This is a genomic window from Nostoc sp. (assembly GCF_036919615.1).
Classification (GTDB): Bacteria; Cyanobacteriota; Cyanobacteriia; order Cyanobacteriales; family Nostocaceae; genus Nostoc.
This window is the reverse complement of sequence record NZ_JBALCN010000015.1, coordinates 49,446-73,100: the sequence shown is the minus strand read 5'-3', so window position 1 is coordinate 73,100 and position 23,655 is coordinate 49,446. Positions and strand designations below refer to the sequence as shown.

At 42.9% G+C, this 23,655-nt stretch carries 22 protein-coding genes and 1 pseudogene; 7 read left to right on the top strand and 16 right to left on the bottom strand.

Going from position 1 to position 23,655, the window contains the following annotated elements; translation table 11 throughout:
• Positions 1-362: 362 nt before the first annotated feature.
• Positions 363-1,505: a hypothetical protein gene (locus V7K48_RS06430; protein WP_335070670.1), complete on the top strand. Its 1,143-nt coding sequence runs from the start codon at positions 363-365 to the stop codon at positions 1,503-1,505.
• Positions 1,506-1,611: 106 nt separating this feature from the next.
• Positions 1,612-2,871: a glycoside hydrolase family 10 protein gene (locus V7K48_RS06425; protein WP_335070684.1), complete on the top strand. Its 1,260-nt coding sequence runs from the start codon at positions 1,612-1,614 to the stop codon at positions 2,869-2,871.
• Positions 2,872-3,071: 200 nt separating this feature from the next.
• Here the strand turns inward: V7K48_RS06425 and V7K48_RS06420 are convergent, their stop codons facing one another.
• The 6 genes from V7K48_RS06420 to V7K48_RS06395 all read right to left on the bottom strand — a co-directional run bounded on the left by V7K48_RS06420 (position 3,072) and on the right by V7K48_RS06395 (position 8,026).
• A complete protein-coding gene (locus tag V7K48_RS06420) occupies positions 3,072-3,263 on the bottom strand; it encodes a DUF6887 family protein (protein ID WP_335070668.1) in 192 nt (63 codons plus the stop codon).
• Positions 3,260-3,436 carry a DUF6888 family protein gene (locus tag V7K48_RS06415; RefSeq protein ID WP_335070666.1) on the bottom strand — a complete coding sequence of 59 codons (177 nt, stop codon included), beginning with the start codon at positions 3,434-3,436 and terminating at the stop codon, positions 3,260-3,262. The genes V7K48_RS06420 and V7K48_RS06415 overlap by 4 nt, the downstream gene beginning before the upstream one ends.
• Before the next feature lie 6 nt (positions 3,437-3,442).
• On the bottom strand, positions 3,443-4,924 hold the full coding sequence (locus tag V7K48_RS06410; RefSeq protein ID WP_335070664.1) for a site-2 protease family protein: 1,482 nt from the start codon (positions 4,922-4,924) through the stop codon (positions 3,443-3,445).
• 560 nt (positions 4,925-5,484) lie between these two features.
• The gene (locus V7K48_RS06405) at positions 5,485-6,507 is read right to left on the bottom strand and encodes a spore photoproduct lyase family protein (RefSeq protein ID WP_335070682.1); all 1,023 of its coding nucleotides are present in this window, start codon (positions 6,505-6,507) and stop codon (positions 5,485-5,487) included.
• A 103-nt stretch (positions 6,508-6,610) separates the two neighbouring features.
• Positions 6,611-6,967 (bottom strand): hypothetical protein, encoded by a 357-nt coding sequence (locus V7K48_RS06400; RefSeq protein WP_273767601.1) that lies wholly within the window; start codon positions 6,965-6,967, stop codon positions 6,611-6,613.
• 609 nt (positions 6,968-7,576) lie between these two features.
• A complete protein-coding gene (locus tag V7K48_RS06395; protein ID WP_335070662.1) occupies positions 7,577-8,026 on the bottom strand; it encodes a winged helix-turn-helix transcriptional regulator in 450 nt (149 codons plus the stop codon).
• Positions 8,027-8,189: 163 nt separating this feature from the next.
• Here V7K48_RS06395 and V7K48_RS06390 point away from each other — a divergent pair, with 163 nt between their 5' ends.
• The 4 genes from V7K48_RS06390 (at position 8,190) to V7K48_RS06375 (ending at position 9,846) form a co-directional block, all read left to right on the top strand.
• A complete protein-coding gene (locus V7K48_RS06390) occupies positions 8,190-8,489 on the top strand; it encodes a muconolactone Delta-isomerase family protein (RefSeq protein ID WP_335070659.1) in 300 nt (99 codons plus the stop codon).
• Between the two features lie 58 nt (positions 8,490-8,547).
• Complete coding sequence (locus tag V7K48_RS06385; RefSeq protein WP_335070657.1) at positions 8,548-9,171, top strand: NAD(P)-dependent oxidoreductase; 624 nt, start codon at positions 8,548-8,550, stop codon at positions 9,169-9,171.
• 249 nt (positions 9,172-9,420) lie between these two features.
• Complete coding sequence (locus tag V7K48_RS06380; RefSeq protein ID WP_335070655.1) at positions 9,421-9,609, top strand: YybH family protein; 189 nt, start codon at positions 9,421-9,423, stop codon at positions 9,607-9,609.
• Between the two features lie 30 nt (positions 9,610-9,639).
• A complete protein-coding gene (locus V7K48_RS06375; RefSeq protein ID WP_335070653.1) occupies positions 9,640-9,846 on the top strand; it encodes a hypothetical protein in 207 nt (68 codons plus the stop codon).
• 92 nt (positions 9,847-9,938) lie between these two features.
• Here V7K48_RS06375 and coaBC read toward each other — a convergent pair whose 3' ends face one another.
• The 5 genes from coaBC to V7K48_RS06350 all read right to left on the bottom strand — a co-directional run bounded on the left by coaBC (position 9,939) and on the right by V7K48_RS06350 (position 15,430).
• On the bottom strand, positions 9,939-11,174 hold the full coding sequence (coaBC, locus tag V7K48_RS06370; protein WP_335070651.1) for a bifunctional phosphopantothenoylcysteine decarboxylase/phosphopantothenate--cysteine ligase CoaBC: 1,236 nt from the start codon (positions 11,172-11,174) through the stop codon (positions 9,939-9,941).
• 93 nt (positions 11,175-11,267) lie between these two features.
• The gene (isiD, locus tag V7K48_RS06365; RefSeq protein ID WP_334971617.1) at positions 11,268-11,480 is read right to left on the bottom strand and encodes a protein IsiD; all 213 of its coding nucleotides are present in this window, start codon (positions 11,478-11,480) and stop codon (positions 11,268-11,270) included.
• Between the two features lie 154 nt (positions 11,481-11,634).
• Positions 11,635-12,255 carry an alpha/beta hydrolase gene (locus tag V7K48_RS06360; RefSeq protein ID WP_335070680.1) on the bottom strand — a complete coding sequence of 207 codons (621 nt, stop codon included), beginning with the start codon at positions 12,253-12,255 and terminating at the stop codon, positions 11,635-11,637.
• 113 nt (positions 12,256-12,368) lie between these two features.
• Positions 12,369-13,022 (bottom strand): SDR family NAD(P)-dependent oxidoreductase, encoded by a 654-nt coding sequence (locus tag V7K48_RS06355; RefSeq protein WP_335070649.1) that lies wholly within the window; start codon positions 13,020-13,022, stop codon positions 12,369-12,371.
• 359 nt (positions 13,023-13,381) lie between these two features.
• The gene (locus V7K48_RS06350; RefSeq protein ID WP_335070647.1) at positions 13,382-15,430 is read right to left on the bottom strand and encodes a calcium-binding protein; all 2,049 of its coding nucleotides are present in this window, start codon (positions 15,428-15,430) and stop codon (positions 13,382-13,384) included.
• Between the two features lie 591 nt (positions 15,431-16,021).
• On the opposite strand from V7K48_RS06350, the gene V7K48_RS06345 reads away from it, so the two are divergent.
• Positions 16,022-16,144 (top strand): hypothetical protein, encoded by a 123-nt coding sequence (locus V7K48_RS06345; protein WP_335070645.1) that lies wholly within the window; start codon positions 16,022-16,024, stop codon positions 16,142-16,144.
• 6 nt (positions 16,145-16,150) lie between these two features.
• Here V7K48_RS06345 and V7K48_RS06340 read toward each other — a convergent pair.
• The 5 genes and pseudogenes from V7K48_RS06340 to V7K48_RS06320 all read right to left on the bottom strand — a co-directional run.
• A pseudogene (locus V7K48_RS06340) lies at positions 16,151-18,901 on the bottom strand (beta strand repeat-containing protein); the annotation flags it as partial.
• A 780-nt stretch (positions 18,902-19,681) separates the two neighbouring features.
• Positions 19,682-20,008, bottom strand: a complete 327-nt coding sequence (locus V7K48_RS06335) for a hypothetical protein (RefSeq protein WP_335070641.1) — start codon at positions 20,006-20,008, stop codon at positions 19,682-19,684.
• Positions 20,009-20,313: 305 nt separating this feature from the next.
• A complete protein-coding gene (locus V7K48_RS06330; RefSeq protein ID WP_335070678.1) occupies positions 20,314-21,714 on the bottom strand; it encodes a helicase-related protein in 1,401 nt (466 codons plus the stop codon).
• A 36-nt stretch (positions 21,715-21,750) separates the two neighbouring features.
• The gene (locus V7K48_RS06325) at positions 21,751-22,140 is read right to left on the bottom strand and encodes a hypothetical protein (RefSeq protein ID WP_335070639.1); all 390 of its coding nucleotides are present in this window, start codon (positions 22,138-22,140) and stop codon (positions 21,751-21,753) included.
• Positions 22,141-23,610, bottom strand: a complete 1,470-nt coding sequence (locus V7K48_RS06320) for a hypothetical protein (protein WP_335070637.1) — start codon at positions 23,608-23,610, stop codon at positions 22,141-22,143.
• Positions 23,611-23,655: the final 45 nt, after the last annotated feature.

Sequence of the window (23,655 nt, the reverse complement as noted above, 5' to 3'; positions counted from 1 at the left end):
GATTTGTCCCAGTCGCAACTCGATAGGTAATTGAACGGTCTAATGCATGGGTTGAACGCTGTAAGAGCTTGGTCAAAAACTTTGAGAGAACGCTGACCAATGCCACAGCAAAGCTCAATCTGTGTTTCATCAGACTGATGCTAAAGCGACTGGCTTATGGCTAGATCCCAAATGGGTTCTATAGAGCGTTTCCATCTTCATCCAGAATTTGTATAAGGAACAAACAATCAGTACATCAGCGTCTGTCATTATATCTGTTTCAGAAGACAGATACCAAATTAATTCCAACTGGTGAAGTTCTGGAATTATATACTTTATTGTATAGTTAGTGGTTGGATACTATTTCTTAGTTTTATTTTGCTATGAAAATCATGCTAAAAAACTACTTTAACACCAATCAAGCACGAATTTTTACTGCTTTGATTTTGACTGGAATTTTGTCTGTTGGTAGCGGTTTAACACTTATCAAAAGTGCTACGGGCGCTTCTGCGAACTTCTCGCTAGAAACAAGCGATGAAGTTCTCAAAGACAATGTTAAACCAAACCGCTTGCCCCGTCCAGTCGCTAACGCGGTACTGCAAGATTTAGCCCGCAGACAGGGAATTTTAACTAGAGAACTGCAAATTATTGACTATAATCAACAAACTTGGCGTAATGGTTGCTTGAAACTGCCTCAACCTGATGAACTCTGCACCCAAGCGTTAGTTCCGGGTTGGCGGATTGTAGTATCTAACGGCAAACAAAACTGGATTTATCATACCAATAACAATGGGCGATCGCTACGTTTAGCTTCGACAAACACTTCTTCACAAAATCTCCCAGATAAATTACCTGCGTCTGTAAAAAATGCTGTTTTGCAAGCCGCCTCCAAACGTTTGCAACAGCCAATTTCTCAGCTAAACATCATTCAGGCTCAACAGCAAACTTGGAGAGATGGCTGTTTAGAATTACCTAATGCTGATGAATTTTGTACCCAAGCTTTGGTATCAGGTTGGCGGGTGGTTGTTGGTCAAGGTGAAGAAACCTTGGTTTATCATACCAATCAAACAGGTTCTGCACTCAGGCTGAATCAAAAGGCTAGCTCAAATTCACTTACCCCTGTGCAAATTCCAGTTAGCCAGTTACCACCACCATTAGCTCGATATGTAGTATTTCGGCAAATTTCCAGTGGTGGTTTTACTGGCAGAACTTACGAGACTGTTTTACTCAAAGATGGGCAATTGATTCGGGTACGGATTGGTGATGCCAATGATTCTGAGCGTAGTGTTCGCCGCGTTTCTGTGCAACAGGTACAACAATTTCAGAGCTTTTTAGAACGTTCTAAATTTAGTAAGTTCCAGAATCTGAGTTACCCAGCCCCCAGCGGTGCTGCTGATTATATCACCTACACTCTCACCAGCCAACAGGGTACGGTTCAGTACAACGATATTTCTCTAAATAACCTGCCAAAGAATTTACAGACAGTAGTCAAAGCTTGGAATCATCTCGCAGCCAGTGCCAAATAGTAAACCTCAGTGAGCAGATTAAATAGCGATTGTTTTAGCGCTTACAATCGAAACGATCGCTATTCATGCTGATTGTTCATAATTTGATGATCTCTGTAGCCAAATGATGAAAAGGTTTGTAAAGTGGTGTGTTAAGTTTTATTCTTGGTGGAATATTCGCCAAAGCAGAAAGTTAGGCTTGTTTGCCGTTATAGTTACCTTGAGTGTGGTAGCTACGGTGATGCTATCGTTCCCATTGAACGCTCAAATTAATCTGCCGCGAACGCCAGCATCTGAGTTAAGGGGGGTGTGGTTAACAAATATTGATAGTGATGTGTTATTTGAGCGCGATCGCCTCAAGGGATCTTTGCAACGCCTTGATCAACTCAATTTTAACACCATATATCCGGCGGTTTGGAATTGGGGATATACATTGTATCCTAGCAAAGTTGCAGCCAAAGTTATTAGGCGATCGCTCGATCCCACACCCGGACTGCAAGGGCGAGATATCCTCAAAGAAATTGTTGATGTGGGACATCAAAAAGGGTTAACAGTGATTCCCTGGTTTGAATTTGGCTTTATGGCACCAGCGGATTCTCTATTAGCTAAAAATCGTCCCCAATGGATCACTAGCCGCAGTGATGGGACTCGGATTGTTAAAGATGGCCCACATAATCGCGTTTGGCTAAATCCCTTTCGCCCAGAAGTACAACAATTTATTCAAGATTTAATCGTTGAAATTGTTAGAAACTACAACATCGATGGAATTCAATTTGATGACCATTTTGGCTTACCATCAGAATTAGGATACGATGCCTATACAGTGACACTTTACAAAAAGGAACACCGTGGTCAAGCTCCTTCCAAAGACTCTCAAGATCCAGAATGGGTGCGTTGGAGAGCTAACAAAATCACCGAGTTTATGAAACGGGTATTCAAAACCATCAAAGCTACTAAAAAAGATTGCCTAGTTTCTGTTGCTCCTAATCCTCAACGTTTTTCCTACGATTTCTCTTTAGCAGACTGGCAGAAGTGGGAACGGCTGGGAATTATTGAAGACTTAGTTTTGCAGGTATATCGGGATGATTTGAATGTGTTTATCAGTGAATTAGAGTATCCAGAAGTGAAAGTGGCAAAGAGGCATATTCCAGTAAGTGTAGGCATTATGGCTGGATTGAAAAACAAATCTATACCGATGCAACAGATTCAGACACAAGTGCAAAAAGTACGCGATCGCAATTTTGCTGGAGTCTCTTTCTTCTTCTATGAAACCCTTTGGAATATTAGCAAAGAAAAGCCACAAGAACGTCAGATTGGTTTACAAAAAATCTTCCCCACACCAACGGCTTACCCGAATTTGCTAGCAGGTTGGAAACCATCTAGTTAACAAGAAAGAACTCAGGAGTCAGGAGCCAGTATTTAGAATGGAATTCTGTGCGACTGGTGGATGAATAACTGGGTTTAAGTCCCCACCAGCAGTACCAGTTGAAGGTTAGTAGCGTGCTGGCGGATTTGGTTTGATTTTGCGTTCAGACCTTTTTAAATTTTGAATCTTCAATCCAAAATCTAAAATTCGGTAATGCTAATTTAACTAGCTTGCTGTCCAAACCGTCTCTGTAAATCAGCCTCCGCTTCCTCAATTGTCATCGGCACCTGTTTTCGAGATTGGGCGCGTCTTCTGTCGATGTAAATATGAAATGCTTCATCGTCGTTGCGATGCTCCAAAATATAAACTCTTAGCTGCTCTAAAAGCATTTGCTGAAAGTTAGATTTTGTCATAACCAAAGAATTTCTCCAGTTGGTGTTACCTCGGCTTCGATTGAATTATTTGCCAAGATATAAATATTTTTGGTGCGTTCGTCCAATCTTACAAGGTCTATTCGTTTATAAACCTTGGTAAGTTGAGCGCACACCCGAATTGCGGATATTGCTTGTTTGGGTTTTGGCTCCATTAAACACTATCCTATTCCCAAACGCCCAGCCAAGCCCGGAGTTAGGGGTAGAAGTGTGGTAATCATCAAGAATAGAGCCAAAAGCCCCAAAGCGGCTCTAGCATCATCAGGTTCAGTGACTTCATTCAAGCTGGGGCGTTCTTGATCCCGTTGCAAGACGAAAATCACGATCGCCCAGTACATGGCAAGAGTATTACCTAGAGACACTAGCGCCAGTAAAATTAAAGTTGCGATCGTTGCCCGTCCTGCGGTTTTGCGTCCATAAATCGCCTGGACAATGCGCCCACCATCTAGTTGTCCTGCGGGCATTAAGTTTAAAGCGGTAATTACTAAACCCAGCCAGCCAATCACCACTAGGGGATGAACACTTACTAGAGATGATTGCAACGCCGAACCAAGGACAACTCGTGCCAAACTTCCCACCAAAATCGACCCTTGGAAAAACTGATTTGGCAATTGAAATAAACTACCTGGGTGGGAAAGCAGCAAGCCAGTGATCAGCATTAACAAAGAAACAATACCACCTGCGGCTGGCCCTGCCAAGGCGATATCAAATAATACTTTGCGGTTGGGCAACAGAGATTCAAAGCGGGTAATTGCACCAAAGGAACCAATTTGCACAGCTGGTAAAAAGAAAGGCCAGCTAAGGCGGATTTGATGACACTGGGCAAGTAACCAATGACCAATTTCGTGAACTACTAAAACCGTAAATATCCCAGCCCCTATGGGCAAAGCTTCTTTAAACCGCCCTGGATTGCTAAAGAAATCAAAATTCAGCAATAATCCTGCTGCTTCTAAATTTGTAGCAATAGTTGCTACCAATAGCACACCTGCAAAAGCTTTTTGCGATAACAACATCGGGCGGGGATCATTGCGGCTCGGCAGGACAATTACCACGGGTCTGCTATCAGTGTTTTCGATTAAAAATAGGCGATATTGATCACCAAGGCGTTGCCGTAAACTTGCAGTTAGACGGTTGTGAACCTCTTCTGGTTCTCCCCGCAAATTGCCTTTGAAAATGGCTCCATCTTGGTAGGCGATCGTTTCTGTGGCGAAAAACGTATCGATACCAAAGATACCTTTAATTGCATTTAAGTCATCTTCCGGTATTGGCGGAATCTCCGGTTTCAGTTCTGCGACTGCTAATTGTGGGGAATTTGCTTCAACTAAGGAATCAGCGGCGAGTCTTTCTGTTGCACGTTGCTTGAGGATGGCATCTTGCCCAGCTGCACGTAACTGTCTGCCCAAAAAGATGTACAATCCGCCGGAAGTCACCACTAAGAATAATATACCCGCTATATTGATGTAAATTCCTGCGGCAAACAATCCAAAAAATAGGAGCCAGGGAGTCATCAACACCACCGACTGTAACCAGGCTAAGATTCCCAGCTTACCAAGAGGTCTGGCGCGATAAAAGCCCCAGCCCAAAATGCCTAAAGCTACCAGTAGGATTACCGCCAGGATAGAAGTTTCTGATAAAGTAAACATCTCCAAACCTTTGCTATTGAGACTGAGCCAGAACAAGTCCGGTATTGCAGATACACTTATTAATGTATAACGCCGCCTGTAATCTGCCCAAATTATCCTGCTTTGCGACGCCGATAGCGAAGCGTTAGCGAGTATTCGAGCGTCATAGCCTAACTTAGGCATCGACTAAGCAATTAAAAATTAAAAATTAAAACAACAGAATTACAGTAAGTTTTCTGGCTGGTAATGGTGTGCAGATGCAAAGCGTAACAGCTTAGTACACTGTGGCGTCAGTTTGCCTATCTTTAACAAGGGGCTATTATTTAGTTAATTGAGATGGTAACTGGATTTACGCTGTGGGTGTAGTCAGTCAGGATTGGAGAAGCCTTGAGACTACGGCAAGCGCTTAAAAATATATTGATATATTATGCGATCGCTCTCTTGCCCAATAATTACAGCAGTTTTCATTTATTTGAACCACATCTGTCGTAGGGGCACAGCATTGCTGTGCCCGTAAAACGTGGTCTATTTACTGAAAATAGCTGTAATTTGCTCAAACTGTATTTGAGCGAAGTGGTCTTCTAAGTCCAATAAAGAATTTCAGCATTTGGAAAGCGCCTAGTAATCTCACTATCAAAAAAGCAACGCAACGCTTTCATTGTGTCGCGATCGTAAACATACTTCGTCCCACCAAACTTATTACGCTTGACAGTGCGTTTTGCCTCATCCATCTCTAATTTTGATTGCGGATACCAAGTTTGTAACACTTCTTTTGACCCAGGTGTGAACCGATGCGAGATTAATTCAAAAGTAAGGTCACAGTCAAAATCCAGTGCCTCGTTTATCTGGTCAAACAAAGAACTATAGTGCATCTGCCAATCGTCTATCGGCATAATTGGCGCAATCACCAAGCCGACTGGATAACCGCCACCGCCACGCTCTAATGGTAGCGCCAACCGTCGCAATGCATTAAGTCTGGATGCTACGGAGGCTGTGCCACCTTCAAACTTACCAGAAATCGGTGCTGCATTAACGCTCATCCGACAGCGAGTATGCCCATTGTGTGGTAAGTCTAGTAATCCATCCACAGCATCAAACTTCGATACCCAACGTAGATGTGCATTGGTACGAGTGCCAAAGTAACGGATACATTCAGCCAGACTTCCAGTTAAATGCTCGATACCTAGTGGGTCTGTGTAACAGCTAACTTCAAAACTCGTGGTTTCCCCATCTTGCTCGTAGTTAGCTAAGTTATCTAATATCTGCGGTAAGTTGGCAAAAACGCGGATGACAGGTGGCCCCGACAAGCTACCAGCTAGGTAGCAGTATTGACAATGAGCCGGACAACCCTCAGCAAGGTGAAACTGCCAATCCGCAGAAGGTGGGATGGGACTCAGTTTAAAAGAACTGGGTGGTGCAGTAACCACCGCTAAGGTCCGCTTGGCAATGTTGTAAGTATCTCGCTCAGACTCACCGCGCAGTCCCTTCAGGCGATTTTGTGATAACTCTTCTATCGGTAAGTTGAGTGACTGCACACGTACAAAAATCTGCTGCCCCCAAACCTCATCTAGGGCAGCAGGTGTAAACAGTACCCGTTCAGGTATCCATAACCGTGGTGATTTTGTTTGTGTATCTGATACTGAAACTTGGTCTGTAATTGGATTCAGCAATATCGTTCTCCGTTATTTAGTTTGCTGATTTCTGCAATTAATTTTCAAGGACTTGCTTAATTCGGCGCTCTAACAAATCAAGATCCAAACTGCTTTCATCACGGCTAATTCGACGCACAGTCGAATTAACATTACCTAAATTTACCAATAAATCTTGAAGAATTTCTTGCTGCTGACGGGCTTGGGTAACTTCGCGTGGTTCCTGTACTAAATCACGCACGATGGTATCTTCAGCGCGAGAGGCGATAATTGGGTCACTTTGCCCTTGAATGTGAACAAAGGTTCGTCGCCCTGGGCCACGCTCCTCTTCTATTGGTATAACTGCTGTTACTTGGTCAGAACGCACATATTTGCCAAATCCTAAATGTACTAGCTCTGATGAGAGGATTTTCATATAATTGCGTAATATTTTAGTCTTACTTATATTGTAAAATCTAAAGGAGTGACGTTAAAGCCATAGCCCATACGGGTTATACCCAATTTAAAGTAGTAGTTTCCTGTCCCAATTCCTGCTTGATATCTCTGGTATCAGTCACACTCTTTGTACCAGCTTTCGGGCTTGTTCTGGGGTTTCACCAACCTCAATAAACTCAAGTTTTAAGTTGGAGTCCTAACCTTGGGTTTCTAAGTACAAAGTTTCCTTAATTCGCTACAAATTAAGAAAATTTTGTACTTAACAATGGAAATGCATCGGCCGCATTGTTAATGCGTCGCCTTACAATGCCAATGCATCGGCCACATTGTTAATGCGTCACCTTACAATGGCAATGCGTCGGCTGCATTATTAATGCGTCCCCCTACAATGGCAATGTGTCGGCCGCATTGTTAATGCGTCGCCTTACAATGGCAATGCATCGGGATGCATTAAAAATGCTACGCTTTTACGCAAAACTATACTAAGCTTTCTCTGCAACACCAGTTTTTATTAAGTATGTGCGCGTAGGCGCAGCCCGCCGTAGGCATCGCATTTCTCAAATTTAATTTATTATATCCTTGGCTTAAATTATTCATGAGAAATCTTCTGTTTATCCCTTGGGTTGGTCGTGGTAGTTTGAATCGCTGTACTGTCTACCCCGAATTCTTGAGCCGATCCTTCTGCGTCGTAGGTAGAACGTGCATCATGTATTTCTGAGCGATGTTCCAGCGACCAAAGCACAAGCGCTTGAACGAGCGGAACGAGCGACTCTCCGAGCGGCGTGAGCGAATATTCGACTTTGGGTGGAATGCTAGGGTAGATGGTCCGAAGTAAGATGCCATTCCGTTCAAGACTGCGGAGCGTCTGTGTTAGCATCCGCTGACTGATCCCTGGCAACCTTCGTTTGATCTCGCTAAATCGTAAGCTCCCGCCCACAAGATTCGATAGAATCAGGGACGTCCACTTATCCCCTACGTGGTCAAGAATCTCTCGAACGGGGCAATCTTCGTCATTAAAAAATTTTGGGATTCGGCTCATGGTTACGTTTATGTGCCTTAGGCAGAAAAAAGTGCCGTCTTCTATTTTTCTCTATTTTGGTACAGAATGAACCAAAGTGATGAAAAGGAACCGTGCAGATTCCTCTTCGGTATGCGGATCGGGTATAGGTTTCACAATCAAACAAGCTAAATAGAGGTGACATATGCAATATCTTGTTATCTTCACGCCCAACAAGAAGTTCGAGACCGATGGCGTGCCGTCTGACTTTGCAGAGACGGAACTCAAGGAACAGGCGCAAGTGCGAGTCCTTTACGCGGGGGGAGGCGCCCGTCAAGTGTGGGCACTGGACACTAAAACCCGCGGCGGGGTGATCCTATTCGAGGCGGAGTCGCTAGAGCACCTTCAGGAGATGATCGACAGCTTCCCACTCATCAAGGTCAATTACGCCGACTACCAGATCCTGCCGCTCACGCCACATGCGGCATTCTCGAAGAAGTCCTAATCAAAGCCGCATTTCTCCGACCGGAAAACCCCTAAGCGTTGTATAGGAGAGTTAAAACATGAAAGTCCTAGTCATAGGAGCCGCCGGCAAGACCGGTAGAGCTGTAGTCGAACAGGCTGTAGTCGCTGGACACCAGGTCACAGCCTTCGTTCACAAAGCTGACGAATACGAGATATCGGACGTTCGCGTCATCGAAGGTGATGCCACCAATAGTGTCGAGATGGACGCAGCAGTCCTCGGTCAAGACGCTGTTCTTGACACGATTGGCGGCAAAACGCCTTACAAGGCAACTACGCTTGAATCGAGCGCTGCCAACACAATCATTGCTTCCATGCAGCGAAACGGTGTGCGCCGTCTCGTGGTAACTTCCATGATTGGCGAAGGGGATAGTGAAGCGAATACCACCTTTTATGAGCGCTTACTTGTTTCGACCTTTTTGCGCGGCGCGGACAAGGACAAAGCGGCAATGGAGTCTGCTGTCGAGTCGAGCGGTCTGGACTGGGTGATTCTTCGCCCAGCCATCCTCACCGACGACCCCGCTAAGGGGAACGTTCGAGTCTTCGATGCCGAAACGGGCGAGAAGGCCCATAAGATTACACGTGCCGACCTAGCTGACTTCATGCTTGCCCAGCTTGACAATAACGAATACCTCCATCAAGCCGTTACGATCGCAAATAGCTAAGAACTCTTCGGCTACACCTCTTTTTGGGGTCGGCAGCGTGCTCGTTGAGTATCCAGGAGAGTCCTGGACAAACAGATGGAAATTAAAGAGTTGAGGCAACACAACCTTTCGGCCCGTTCACTAGAGCCGATGGCAACGATTTGGGTACAGTTCGCTGGTGTTACAAGGCTATTTCCCCAGGTGGCACTCAAGGTGCTGCGCTCCTAAGCGGTAGTTCTTGAATACAAATCATTAGTGAGAACAATCATTATGTCTACAACAGAAACCAGTGCAAAGGATGAAGCGGCAATCAAAGCAGTGATTGCAGCGTTTGCCGAGGCGTGGAACACTAAAGATGCGGAGCCCTTGGCGAAGTTGTTTGCCGAAGATAGCGATTTCGTGGACGTCATAGGTCGTTGGTTTAAAGGGCGAACCGAGATCAAACAAGCACACACGTAGGCGTTTGCGTCGTTCTTAAGCGATAGCCAGATGACTATTATTGATACCCCAATCAAGTTCCTCACCCCGGATATAGCAGTCTTGCATACCACTTGGGAAATCACTAAACAGAAGAGTCCCAATGGAGTACATAGACTGCAAGATACAGGTGTCTTGACAGCCGTAACAACCTGCAAGGAGAACACCTGGCAGATTACCGCTTTTCACAACACAGGGACTGTGCCAATTGCTGACTGAAGCGTAACAAAAAGTTTGCTTTTAGCGGCGTTAGTAAATGACGAGATGAATTAGGCAGCAACAGGCATATCCCTAAACTTGAGGCAGATTTATCAAGTGATGATAAAATCAAATAATTGATGGGCCATTTCTAATTTAGAACAAGGTGCGATCGCTACCTGATTTCCTTGGCTATCTAAAAATATCGCTTGATTATTATTGCTCCCAAAACCACTATCAGGTTGATCGATGGGATTGGCAACAATAGCATCTAATTTTTTACTCTGTAACTTTTCTAAGGCAGGCTTGACAATATACCCACTTTGTGCAGCAAATCCAATTAACAGCTGATGCGGCTGTTTAAGTTGTGCTAATTGGGCGACGATATCCGGTACAGGTTCCAGGGGTAAAGCTTGGGGGAGCGATCGCTTGGGCAATTTCTCTGTACTATAATCTTTTGGCTTCACATCTGCCACCGCTGCTGACATCACAATTACATCAGCATTGGGTAAACATTCCAGCATGACGTGCTGCATTTGCTCGGCACTAATGACGGAAATTGCTTGTACTCCCAATGGTACATCCCAATTAGCTGGGCCATGCACCAGGTTGACGTTTGCTCCTCGGTGAAGTGCCGCTTGCGATAGCGCCAATCCCATTTTACCTGTTGAAGGATTACCAATAAACCTCACTGGGTCAAGAAACTCTCGCGTTCCCCCAGCACTAATTAACACTCGTTTACCGACTAAATCTCGTTTGCCTTGAGTGTGTAACAACGATTGGATGTGAGCCAAAATTTCTGGAGGTTCTGCTAATCTACCAGCACCGATGCGATCGCACGCTAATAAACCCGATGCTGTACTCATCCCATGATATCGGCTATCTATCAATAGCTGTTGCCAATTCCGCTGCACTGATAGCTGTTCCCACATATCCGTATTCATTGCGGGTGCTAACAGCACAGGACAAGTAGAAGCCAGCACGGTATTTGTGAGTAAATTATCAGCCATCCCGTAGGCTAACTTTGCCAATGTGTTAGCTGTCAGGGGAGCAATTACCATGACATCTGCCCATTCACCCAACTCAATATGTAACGGACGAGAATGAGTTGGCTTCCAGAAATCATCATCTGTGTAGGCGGGATGACGAGATAGGGTGGCTATTGTCAGAGGCGTGATAAATTCTTGCGCCGAACGGGTGAGGATGACTCGCACTTCCACCCCAGTTTTAAACAGCGTCGAAACTAGTTCACAAATTTTGTATGCGGCGATACCGCCGCATACTCCAATCAGAACCCTGTTCAATTTTGGATTTCGGATTTTGGATTTTGGATTTAAGGGAGATTCCATTGGTACTTTCGGATTAAGCAAGTGATACATTAACCCTGATAATCTCCGATTTTAGTCAGTTGACCCCAATCTAAAATCTAAAATCTAAAATCGTTACGCTTCATCGTAGGGTTCCAAGTCTAAGAGGTAGATATAGGGTTCAACTAACTCTGGACGCTGAAATGCGATCGCTCGCAATAAATGCCAATCATTTAAACCCTCAAAAGCATTACTATAATTATCCAGTTCTAGACGTGTAGCTAGTTCTTCTACTTCTGCCACAGTCATGGCAGCAATTTCTTTTTGGGAAATGCTTAGAGTTGTCATAATGCTTGCCCCTCCCTTATGCAGCACTCGCCTTCAGCATGGGTTAAGTTGCGCTGAACGCAGCCACCCAATATATATTACTCATTAGAAGTGATTAATTTTGTGAAAATTGTCAGAATTTGTACCAGAATTTATAAAAAATTCGTAATGCTGACTAGCCAAATGTATTCACAACGAAATTCCGTAGCACTTCTAACGTTTGTGGATTTATTTCATGCCCCATGTCAAATTCGTAGTATTCTACTGCCACTCCCAGAGACTTTAGAGTTTCTCGTGCCTTCAAAGCAGCTTGCAGGGGAACAACTTCATCATATTTACCGTGGGTGATTAAAGTCGGCGGAATCCCGCTTTTAGCTGCTGTGACTGCATCAGGATGTAAATACCCACTCATGACAACTAAACCTGCTAGGGGCAATTTTGAGCCGACATCTAAAGTCATTGCTCCGCCTTGAGAAAATCCACTTAAAATGGTGCGTGACAAAGGTACGCCAGTGGTACTTTCTAAAGATTTCAAGAAATCTGTTAGCAGTTGCCGACTTTCTGCCAACCCTTGATACATATTCTCCACCCGTAGGTCATACCATGCCCTCCCTATAGGGGAATAGGGATGAGGAAAAGGTGCATCAGGTAATACAAACTGGTAATCAGCTAAGTTGAGCAAGGGTAACAAAGACGCTACATCCTTAGCATTAGCTCCCCAACCATGCAAAGTGACAATTAAGCCTGCGGGGGGTTGAGAACTTGCTGTGGAAACGTTAATAAATTGTAAAGACAGAGGTCTACTCCTAAAATCCTACTCTTTTAGTAGATCCTATCTCTTGAAGTAGACTTAGTATTAGGAAGCGGATGCCACTTCGACAGAGAAATCCACCTTATTAGCTAAACTTTTTACCAAGGTACTGGTTCACCAAGATGAAAAAAGCCACCACTGGGGCCATCGTCAGAGAGCATCGCTAACTCAACGCCCGTTTTTGCCCCTTCTGTGATATCCATCATTGCGCCTTCACCGCCCAATTCAGTTTTCACCCAACCTGGATGAGCGCTATTAATTTTCACAGGAGTATTGCGTAACTCATGGGCTAAATGGATGGTGAATGCGTTGACTGCTGCTTTAGAAGCATTGTAAGCAAATGGTTTAGAGTCATAAATTGGTGAATTTGGAGTAGCATGAAGTGTCAATGAGGCTTCAATACTAGACATATTGACAATTCGACCACTAGGACTATTTAAAATTAACGGTAGCAGTACTTGAGTCAGTTCAACCAAGCCAAAAAAGTTGGTGTTGAATGTTTGTCGAATAATGTTTATTGAAACAGAAGTGGCATTACTAATTAACCAGTCGCCATCTAAAAACACACCTGCATTATTAATCAAAATATCTAGTTTACCAAAAGTGTCACGAATCTCTTGAAAAGCAGACTGAATCTGAGTACTGTCAGTTATGTCAAGAGCGATCGCCACAGCCGAGACTCCTTCATTATGCAAGTTAGTAGCTGCCGTTTTTGCTGCTTCTAAATTCCGAGCTGCGATCAGAATCGTCAATCCATGTTATGTTGTCCCAGTTGACGACTCATCTCCAGTCCTAGACCCTTATTTGCGCCAGTAATCAAGGCTACTTTATTCTTCAGTTCGCTATTTACCACTGTTAGCCACTCCTATGGAATTGGGGATCTACGATGTATTTAAAAACAGTATGCTTAAGCTTTGTTTAAATACTGGGTCAATCCTCTCACGAAGTCGCAGGCAAGAAAACCTAGAAAAAAGGCTAGTACCGCTACGCAAAAGTCAAAAGTCAAAAGTCAAAAAGCTCGAATTTCGCGACTTTGAGCAATTTTGAATGGGTAGTTTATTTCCGCTGATGTGTACTAGGTCTTGTTTGTTAAAGAGATAGTTTGAAAGGGCTAGGGCGTGTTTTCAAACTCAAAATGTGGGTCGGGTAAAGCAACAACTGCAAAATTGTTTTTGGTTAGTGACAACCCAGCCGATAATTGTGCAAATTGTACCTGAGTAAAAGCACTTGCACTGCCATCTTGGTCAAAGAACAATGCACCTGTAATATTGTTGTAAATAAATCGCTGAGTGCTAGTGGTTGCAGATGCTCCGAGGGTAAACTGACTTGTCTGAAGTGAACCGATTGATAACCCGCCACCAAAACCATCAGCCAATACTTGAATAAGTTCATTAGTGGCGTTGAAGTCATCAAGTCTATCAATGCCTTCATTGAAACTATTGAAAGCAAAGCTATCATTACCCTTGCCGCCTATGAGAATATCATTGCCACTACCACCGTTGAGAGTATCATTTCCATTGCTCCCCACAATCAAGTCATCGAAATTTGAACCTATGATATTTAATCGTTCGATATTTTTGTAGCTAACCCGATTCGTGCCATCCGTAATTGAGCCAATGTTAGTAGTAGCATTGAATGTCGAAGTGATTCTCTTGATAGAATTGCCATATTTATTGATGGACAATAAATCGTCACCTTTACCTCCATCGATCATATCATTGCCACCAAGGCTCCCATCTATCGTATCGTTGCCATTGGTCCCCACAATATTGTCATTGTATTCTGTACCAAAGATATATAATCGTTCGATATTTTTGTAACTAGCCCGATTCGGGCCTACTGTAACTGAGCCAATGTTAGTAGTAGCATTAAATGTCGTTGTGATTCCGTAGAGAGGCTCATACTCATACAAGGGAGAAACATCCTTATTATAGTACAATAAGTCATCACCTGTTCCTCCATCTATCGTATCATTGCCACTAAGGCTCCCATCTATCGTATCGTTTCCATCGCCTCCAGAGAGTAGATTATTACCTGTTGACACGAAAGCATACAAGCGATCGTCACCAGCGCCGCCGTTGAGGGTATTATTGCCAGAAGTGGATGCGTCGTATCTACCGTTGGTGCCAGAGACAAAAAGATCATCATTGCCATCGCCACCATTAAGTAGGTTATCGCCTGATGAATAGCTAGCATACAAGCGATCGTCACCAGCACCACCATTGAGGGTGTTATTGCCTAAGGAGGGATCGTCGGGGGCCTCCGGCTCTGTGTTGTAGAACGACGAGTTGCCAGAGGCCGAAAGATAATCATTGCCATCGCCACCATTAAGTAGGTTATTGCCTTTTGAAGCCTCAGCACTCAAGCGATCGTCACCAACGCCTCCAAAGAGTAAGTTATTGCCTGTTGAATAGTCAACATAGAGGCTATCATTACCAGCGTCACCAACGAGGGTGTTATTCCCCGCACCACCAACGAGGGTATCACTCCCCGCACCACCAACGAGGGTATCATTCCCTGCACCACCGCGCAGCAAGTCGTTGCCACTTAAGCCGTTGATTTTGTCATTACCTCCTTGACCATTCACCACATCATCTGAGTTGTTTAAACCTGTAATATTATTGTCAAGGTCATTCAGGAAAGTCACCGTGTTCTTGATGCCGATGCTCGTTTCAGTGGAGTTGGCATCCAGGACATTAAAACTGTCAGTGATGCTAGTTTGCCCATAAAACAGGATATTACCAACAGCTGGTTTTGCTCCAGAAGCTTTCAGATTCTCCAAATTTTCTAATTTGAAGTTTTGGAGTATAACTTTGGTATCAAAGTATTCAAAGGTGATTTCCAGATTCTTACCATTCTGGGTGAGCAGCAGATTTCGGGCAGTCAATCCATCCCCTTGGAATTTAATGGTATCCACTTCGGCAATCACTGCTGCTGTCGGGTTTATTCCTTTACCTACCCCACCGAAATCAGTGATAGTATCAGTGCCCTCGCTGAAACTGTAGTTGTAAACAAATTTATCCTTACCACCGCCACCAGTCAGGGTGTCGTTGCCCTGATTAGCTGTGATGGTATCGTTGCCGGCTTTACCATTAATCGTATCCGCGCTGTTAGTACCCAGTAGCGTATCGTTACCATTAGTTCCAATGATATTTGCCATAGCTTTTTCCTACCTAAATCGATTGTTTTGAGTAAATTCAGTTCTCAAGTTGCTGTTAGTGCTGTTTTCGGGCAGAAAAATTCGCCAAATGTTGACATTTCGACATCCTTTCATGTCACTTTTTGATTGGCTTGCAAGTAGTACTTACCACACTATCTCGGACTATCTAAGTCTTAAGCACTGTACAAATTCATCAGCATGTGGATTCACAAAAACAAATAGCTTCAGGCTTCTTTTAATCATTCTTCATCAGTAACCCAGGCAAGCATTTACCGTAGGCATCGCTGAAAAAGAGTGTAAAAATCAAGCTTGAATGCCTGAAACTCACAGGTGATAATTTAGCTGATTTGTCAATGCGTAAGTCTTACTAGCTTGAAAATAGGGAACATTTGACAGGGCATAAGAGAAGAAATCTCTATGCCTTTGTTGTGGGCTATTGCCCGTGGGTGTTTAGCTTGAAAATAGGAAATATCTAAATAACCCGATAATAAATAGATACCGAATATTTACTTAAATGTCTATATTTAAAGAAATATCTTTGCATAATCTTTATATTATTTGCTGATCGCTAGTTATCAGGGTTTGTGTGAAATGGTATCAACTGTTGGTGCGATCGCTATAATTGCATTGATGAATCGGATGCAAGTTGCTATTTCAGATACCTGGCAATCCGACCATTTTCTATTTTCTCTGCTTAGAGTGATAAAGTGCTAATCACGATTAAACAACCACAAAATTGTTTTTGGTTAGTGACAACCCAGCCGATAGTTGTGCAAATTGTACCTGAGTAAAGGCATTCGCACTGCCATCTTTATCAAAGAACAATGCACCTGTAATGTTGTTGTAAATAAATCGCTGAGTGCTAGTGGTTGCAGATGCTCCGAGGGTAAACTGATTTGTCTGAAGTGAACCGATTGATAATCCGCCACCAAAACCAGCAGCCGTTACCCGAATCAGTTCATTAGTAGTGTTGAAGTCATCAAGTCTATCAATACCTTGATTGAAACTATTGAAAGCAAAGGTATCAATACCAGATCCTCCAATTAGGCTATCATTACCCTTGCCACCTATGAGGATATCATTGCCACTACCACCGTTGATAGTATCATCCCCATTGCTCCCCACTATCAAGTCATCGAAATTTGTACCTATGATATCTAATCGTTCGATATTTTTGTAGCTAACCCGATTCGTGCCATCCGTAATTGAGCCAGAGTTAGTGGTGGCATTGAAAGTTGAAGTGATTCCTTTGCTACCACCCCCGTCATGGACGATCAACAAATCTTCACCTTTACCTCCATCTATTGTGTCATTGCCACTAATAACCTCAATGGTTTCAAGTTCACGATACCCGACAACGAAACTATAGTTTCCTATTATCGTATCGTTGCCACTGCTCCCCACAATATTGTCATTGGACTCTGTACCTGAGATATTTAATCGTTCAATATTCTTGTAGCTAATCCGATTTATCCCCTCTGTAATTAAGCCAGTATTAGTGGTAGCATCGAAAGTTGAAGTGATTCCCTCGATACCATTGGGGGTATAGGACAACAAATCGTCACCTGTGCCTCCATCTATCGTATCATTGCCATTGTCGCCCGGATCGAGCGTATCATTGCCATTGCTCCCCACAAGATTGTCATTGTAGGATGTACCTGAGATATTTAATCGCTCGATATTCTTGTAGCTAACCCGACTCGTGCCTGCCGTAATTGTTCCAGTATTAGTAATAGCATTGAATGTCGTTTTGATTCCCTCGTCAGCATAGTTATAAAACCTCAACAAATCGTCACCTTTTCCCCCATCTATCGTATCATTTCCACTCCTGCCCGGATCGAGCGTATCGTTGCCATTGTTGCCCACAATCAAGTCATCATAGAATGTACCTGAAATATTTAATCGCTCGATATTCTTGTAGTTAACCTGACTCTTGCCTGCCTTAATTGAGCCAATATTAGTAGTAGAATTAAATGTCGTTGTAATTCCCCCGCTAGCAGAGCTGTCATCGACGAGCAACAAATCATCACCTATTCCCCCATCTGTCGAAGCAATTCCCCCGGTAGCATTGCTGTAAGCGACGAGCAACAAATCGTCACCTATTCCCCCATATATAGTATCATTGCCATTACTGCCTGCACCAAGCGTATCATTGCCGTTGCTCCCCACAATATTGTCATCGTAGGATGTACCTGAGATATTTAATCGTTCGATATTTTTGTAGCTAACCCGGTTCGTGCCTAGCTTAATTGAGCCAATGTTAGTAGTAGGATTAAAAGTCGAAGTGATTCCCCCGGTAATATCGTAGAAACCATCGCTGGTGTCATAGGACAGCAAATCGTCACCTTTACCTCCATCAATCGTATCATTGCCACTGTAGTTCTTGAAGAACGTATCGTTACCGTCACCACCATTCAGCAGGTTATTGCCTTTTGAAAAGTTAACAATCAAGTAATCGTCACCAGCGCCACCGTTGAGGGTGTTGTTACCAGAGGAGTAATAGTTGTTCCCACTGCTGCGAGTTTCATAGCCTGAGGCAGAGAGAGTATCGTTACCATCATCCCCAGAGAGCAGCTGATTGCCTCCTAGAAAATCAAGATTTGAAGAACCAACAATTAAGCGATCGTCGCCAGTACCACCAAGAAGGGTGTCATTGTCCGTACCACCAAGAAGGGTGTCATTGCCTGCATCACCCGACAATAGGTCATCCCCTTCACCACCCTCAAGTGAATCATCCCCTTCACCACCCTTAAGTAAGTCATTCCCTTCACCACCGTTGAGGGAGTCATCCCCTTTACCACCAATGAGAGTATCATTGCCTGTACTACCGCGTAGCAGGTCGTTACCACTCAAGCCGTCGATTTTATCATTACCTCCCTGACCATTCACCACATCATTAGAGTTGTCTAAACCTGTAATGTTGTTGGATAGGTCATTGAGGAATGTCACTGTGTTATTGTTGGACAGGTTAGTTTGAGTAGAGTTGGCATCAAATACATCAAAACTTTTGGTGATGCTGGTTTGTCCATCAAACAGGATATTGCCAATAGCAGGCCGTGAAGAAGTTGCTGGCAGATTATCTAGGTTTTCTAATTTGAAGTTTTTAAGGATGACTTTTGCATTAACCACTTCTTCAAAGGTGATTTCCAGATTGCTGCCGTTTTGAGTAAGCAGAAGATTTTGGGCAGTCAAATTATAGCCTTGGAATTGGATGGTATCCACTTCGGCAATGACTGCTGCTGAGGGATTTATGCCCTTACTTACGCCACCAAAATCAGTAATAGTATCAGTGTTGCTACCACCATAGTAATAGTTAAAGCCGTAGACAAATGTATCCTTGCCACCGCCACCAGTCAGAATATCGTTGTCCTCATTAACTGGAGCAGTAATATCACTATTACCATTAATTGTATCGGCGCCGTTAGTGCCCAGTAGGGTATCATTCCCGTTGGTTCCAATGATATTTGCCATAACTTTTTCCTACCTAAATCGATTGTTTTGAGTAAATTAAGTTCTCAAGTTGCAGTTAATGCTGTTTGAGCACACAAAAATTCGCCAAATGTTGACGTTTCGACATTCTTTCATGTGACTCTTGAGGTTAGGAATTTTTCTTTGAAGATTCCCCCTTTGATTGGCTTTTACGTAGCACTTCTCTAACTATCTCGGACTATCTAAGTCTTAGGCACTGTACAATTTCCTGAGCATGTGGATTCACAAAAACAACTAGTTTCAGGAGTATTTCAATCATCCTTCATCAGTAACGTAGGGCAGTTAAAACCGTAAGTACCGCTGAAAAATAGTATAAAAATCAAGCTTGAATGCCTGAAAACCACAGCTCATAATTTATTTGGTTTGTCAATGCGTAAGTCTTAAGTAGCTTGAAAAGAGGGAACACTTGACAGATCAGAGGAGAAGGAATCTTTATATCCTAGTTGTGGGTTATTGCTCGTGGATATTTAGCTTGAAAATAGGAAATATCTAAATAACCCGATAACCACTACAATACCGAATATTTACTTAGATGTCTATATTTAAACAAATATCTTTGCATACTTTTCATATATTCGACTTTGGTTACCAAATTTTTTTTCCACTCAGCCTGTTCTTCAAGGCTGGACTCTCTATGCTCTGGTCGAGGTACTCTTAGACGAAAACGCATTGTTTAAGAGATTCCCATCCTCGTTGACGACTAACGGTACGACCAATTAAATCAGCAATCCAGTCTGCTACCTTTCTACCATTCCAGTGCCCTCATAAGTGCTGGAGCCGCTTGTAATGCCTGCCACAATAACGCTTGTTGTACATCATATTATCTAAAAGTGGTTCGCTACTTCCTTGATTTGAGATACATTGGTCTCCTAAAGTTTGCGCTCCAATACAATTGTAGCCCCAAACCAACTCATAAATCCAACTACGGCTATAGCATCTAATTGCTACCACCTCTTGAGTCCGTATGCCTTTAGCTAACAACCAGATTATTTGGTGATGTATACGCTTTACTTGCTCTTTGGCTTGGCGATAACCGTTCTCCAACTCTTCTAAGCTCAGATGTGGCTCGATTGTTACTCGTTTTGGCATTGCGATTGCACCAATAATGCACCTAGATTTATATTATGGGTGATTTACCAGACATGATATAACGGCTCTTGTCAGTCATTTATCACCGCAATGCGAATCTTAGAAAGAGACGAAAAAACTCTCCAATGGCTCAAAACTATGAAAGCTTATGCTATTAAAGATTACAGTAAAAACTCTATGAGCGCTAAGTAATTTCTAAGCGTACATTAACTATTTGTTAAGTAATTGGACAGAAATATTTACACATCAGGTTTTAGGCTACATAAGGGTTTCAGGTTGAAATTTGTGTAATTAATTTTGTCTTACTACTTATCTGCTTCATCTTCAAGCAGGATGGTATTCAGAAGATTCAATTCATTGGATGCCATGAAGTAGCGATCGCTAAAAACTGTTTCTAATTGTGTAAAAATCCGTCTACCTGCCACAGCTACCCAAGGAAATGTTCGATAGTGAGGTACTACAGGTATGATTAAGCCTTGAGGAGTTAAAGAACGTCCTAACGCACTTCTCCAAGTTTGCGGATCTTCTAATACCTGTTGGCGGATGTCATCTTCTGATTGTTCATTCCAGAAATGGGGATAATCCAGAGGTAAGCCAATAACTATGTTTTTAGTTTTCAATGCTTGACGTGTGGAAGATTCAATAACAAATCCCTCTTGTTCCCGACTCAATAGTTTATACAGTTCGTTGGCAGGACGTTTGAGTTTTGAGGGAAATTTGAACTTGTTGCTTTCGGCAATTTCTTTTAGTGATCCTAAAAGACGACGGCTATTTTCTTTAATATCATCTTTCCATGCTTCAAAGCTAAATATTTCTTCAGTTTGGCGATCGCTCCAGTCTTCAATCCAGTAAGGGCCTATACAAGTTAGACTATCTGGTATCTGTAGCGCATCATTGTCTAAAGATGGCAATAATCGGCTCGAAATCCTAGAGACAGCTTTGACCAAAGCTTGTAAAGTTTGATAATTTGCATACGACTTAGTATTTTTGTCTAATGATTGACCTCTTAAGTCAAAATGTTTAAAGATGTTTGCAGTTAACTGCTCCGCCCTTTTCACAATTGCTTTTGCTTCTTGAGGGTGACTATCACTGATAAAAACTTTGGCTTCACGCAAGAAGTCTAATAAATCATCAGACATCAAACGCAATAATTCTTCATCCCCAACAGAGCCAACGGGTACAAATGCAATTCGATTTTTATTAAGTCCTGCATCACCTTTGATGCGAGTGTAAATTGTGGAGCGTAACATTACCAGCAAAGTCAATAAATCGCTGGACTGACGCAGCCATAATCTTTTGGAGTCAATATCCTCTCTTTCAATGATGAAATCATTGATTAGCATAACTAACCGTCTATCTTTGTTATCTCCAGAAACTTCTATTCCGGTTTCTGGATTTGTATACATTCCTCGACCCCGGTAAATTAATTGCGCGACTTCCATTAAAGCGGCTTCGATATTAAATCGGGGAATTGCAGCTATAATCCAATCTGTTTTGGGGAAAGAAATACCTCTTGTGCCTGAAGAAGTCATGAGAAAAACTCGGACTTCATCTCGTCGTGGCGGCTTTACTAATTTCAATCGCTGATCGGGTGATACACTTTGATCCAAAACCTCCACCTGTTCTCTGTGTAGGAGAGCTTCTTTACCAGTGGTTAATTTTTCCTGCAACTGACGTAGAAAAGCTTTATTCTGAGCAAAGAAAATTAACTACTCTGCTCCATGTTGTAACCCACCTTTGATTTATAAGTAGGCATTTGTTAGCGATTCCTCTTCTGATTTTTCTCGAATTGCTTGTCTAATTGTCTGCTCTGTGCCGTCACTGTTTTGACCTGGTTTAATGGGCGACAGCCTAATACTATAATCAATACTGAGTTGACTGGCGGGATAGCTATTTGTCATGACGTGTAGCGTTGGGTGTTTTTTGAGGCCAATTTTTGTACAAGTGCCTGTCACCCGAAACGGTGCTTCACCTCGACTCTGACTTATTAGTACTTTATCAGGAGCGCGATCGCCTGAATTCAAGAATCTATCCAACACAACTTCATTGCTGAGTGAGGCATCGGCAAGAATCAGCACAATTTTAAACGGAGATGGATTTGTATCAAAAGGTTTAATAAATTGCTGTTCCAACTATTCTGCTAACTTACGGACAAAGGGCGCTCCTGCACCATCACCAGCGAGTTCATCTACCATGACAACTTTAGTGGGAATCCGCGCTGCAAATTCTGAACGTTCCTTTTTTCCAGGCTTAGTATCAGCTTTTTTTGCAAACAAATTGCTGAAGGCGTTAACTGTGGTTGATTGATCGTTGAGCGTCCGATAACCTTGGATAGCAGCAGTCATCACCAGTTGATTAACCTTGGGATTGGCTTCGAGCAATATTTGGGCTGACTTTGCTATAGTACCCAATACACCTGGACTGTTAAGGGATTCTACGCTGTAATCCCTTTCGTTAAGACGGCGTTTAAACCGAGTCGAGCCGACTATATTGCAATCAATATCATGTTCTTGTTCTGGATTGAGAAAGAAGATATTGCTATCAGGAAGTGTGAGTTTTTCAATACCATCGACAACAACAGCACTGTCGATACAGTGAGATGGAAAATTGTTTTCCTCAACCTGTTTTTTATACCATTCAGGAGCTGCAACAATCAAATTTTTATTACTAGTGATGGTTAATATCCCAGTGGGACGATTGTTGTCTCTAGCAAGTTTGTCGGTGACATCTCGATTAATGACAACTCGCGGACTGAGATACAAAAATAAGAAACCTTGAGTCTGCTGTTTGAGAAATTTCATCACAGCAGTGGTTTTACCAATACCCGGATTCCCTTCCAAAGCTAGGACGTTAATTTTACCGACTTGAGCAGCAGTTATACCAGCAAATACTGCTGCCTCGTGTACTTGTCGCAGAGGAATTGTTGCCTTATCGGGATTGATTTCATTAATACAATCGGCAATTCGTGTAACAGGGTTGCCTCCAAAGAACTCAAGTAATACGTCGTTATCTTCAATAGATGCAATCGCCTCAGCCTTGCTAATTTCACCCATTGGGTTGTAGAAGTCCGTCACATTCTCCTGAAAAAGAAAATGGGAGTATTGACCTAGAGTTGGTTTTTCAGCTAGATGTTGTGCTTGTTCTTTAAAAGCAGACGGTAGTCCTCCCAAGAGTTTCTTGAACACCAAACGAATTTCTGCATCTAGATCGAGTGGCTCATCATCCTTTGAATGTTTAGCCTTGCAATATGCTTGTCCCAATGATTTTATTAACTTGGCTCTAGTATCTGGTTCAGGTTCCACACCGAAGAATTGAGCAGCAAGACTTTCAATACCATTAGATGTGACAGCGATCGCTCTAGCATTACAACTTCCTTCTAATCGCTTACGTGCGCGTAACACTTTAATCAGATGATCGGTATAAGATGATGCCTGACAGAGCTTGAATAATGGTTTATCTTGACCACTAAATGCTGAAAGAAAATTTTCCAACCTTTTAGAGAGTGAAAATTCTTCACCTTTAACCTCTGCACAAACTTTAGAGAAAACCCCCCGTGATTCAATGTAACGGGCGTAGCGAGTAATGAAAGATTTATATCTCATGATTATATACCTTTCGAGTGGAGATTTAGTTATTAAGGTTATCAT

Excerpts from the sequence above, each read along its gene's own strand:
- V7K48_RS06385 (WP_335070657.1), top strand. The coding sequence starts at position 8,548 with ATGAAAGTCCTAGTCATAGGAGCCGCCGGCAAGACCGGTAGAGCTGTA.
- V7K48_RS06320 (WP_335070637.1), bottom strand. The coding sequence starts at position 23,610 with ATGAGATATAAATCTTTCATTACTCGCTACGCCCGTTACATTGAATCA.
- V7K48_RS06345 (WP_335070645.1), top strand. The coding sequence starts at position 16,022 with ATGGTATCAACTGTTGGTGCGATCGCTATAATTGCATTGATGAATCGG.
- V7K48_RS06410 (WP_335070664.1), bottom strand. The coding sequence starts at position 4,924 with ATGTTTACTTTATCAGAAACTTCTATCCTGGCGGTAATCCTACTGGTA.
- V7K48_RS06395 (WP_335070662.1), bottom strand. The coding sequence starts at position 8,026 with ATGAGCCGAATCCCAAAATTTTTTAATGACGAAGATTGCCCCGTTCGA.
- V7K48_RS06375 (WP_335070653.1), top strand. The coding sequence starts at position 9,640 with ATGACTATTATTGATACCCCAATCAAGTTCCTCACCCCGGATATAGCA.
- V7K48_RS06430 (WP_335070670.1), top strand. The coding sequence starts at position 363 with ATGAAAATCATGCTAAAAAACTACTTTAACACCAATCAAGCACGAATT.
- coaBC (WP_335070651.1), bottom strand. The coding sequence starts at position 11,174 with ATGGAATCTCCCTTAAATCCAAAATCCAAAATCCGAAATCCAAAATTG.
- V7K48_RS06400 (WP_273767601.1), bottom strand. The coding sequence starts at position 6,967 with ATGAAAATCCTCTCATCAGAGCTAGTACATTTAGGATTTGGCAAATAT.
- V7K48_RS06415 (WP_335070666.1), bottom strand. The coding sequence starts at position 3,436 with ATGGAGCCAAAACCCAAACAAGCAATATCCGCAATTCGGGTGTGCGCT.
- V7K48_RS06390 (WP_335070659.1), top strand. The coding sequence starts at position 8,190 with ATGCAATATCTTGTTATCTTCACGCCCAACAAGAAGTTCGAGACCGAT.
- V7K48_RS06425 (WP_335070684.1), top strand. The coding sequence starts at position 1,612 with ATGAAAAGGTTTGTAAAGTGGTGTGTTAAGTTTTATTCTTGGTGGAAT.
- V7K48_RS06350 (WP_335070647.1), bottom strand. The coding sequence starts at position 15,430 with ATGGCAAATATCATTGGAACTAATGGTAACGATACGCTACTGGGTACT.
- V7K48_RS06420 (WP_335070668.1), bottom strand. The coding sequence starts at position 3,263 with ATGACAAAATCTAACTTTCAGCAAATGCTTTTAGAGCAGCTAAGAGTT.
- V7K48_RS06335 (WP_335070641.1), bottom strand. The coding sequence starts at position 20,008 with ATGCCAAAACGAGTAACAATCGAGCCACATCTGAGCTTAGAAGAGTTG.
- isiD (WP_334971617.1), bottom strand. The coding sequence starts at position 11,480 with ATGACAACTCTAAGCATTTCCCAAAAAGAAATTGCTGCCATGACTGTG.
- V7K48_RS06380 (WP_335070655.1), top strand. The coding sequence starts at position 9,421 with ATGTCTACAACAGAAACCAGTGCAAAGGATGAAGCGGCAATCAAAGCA.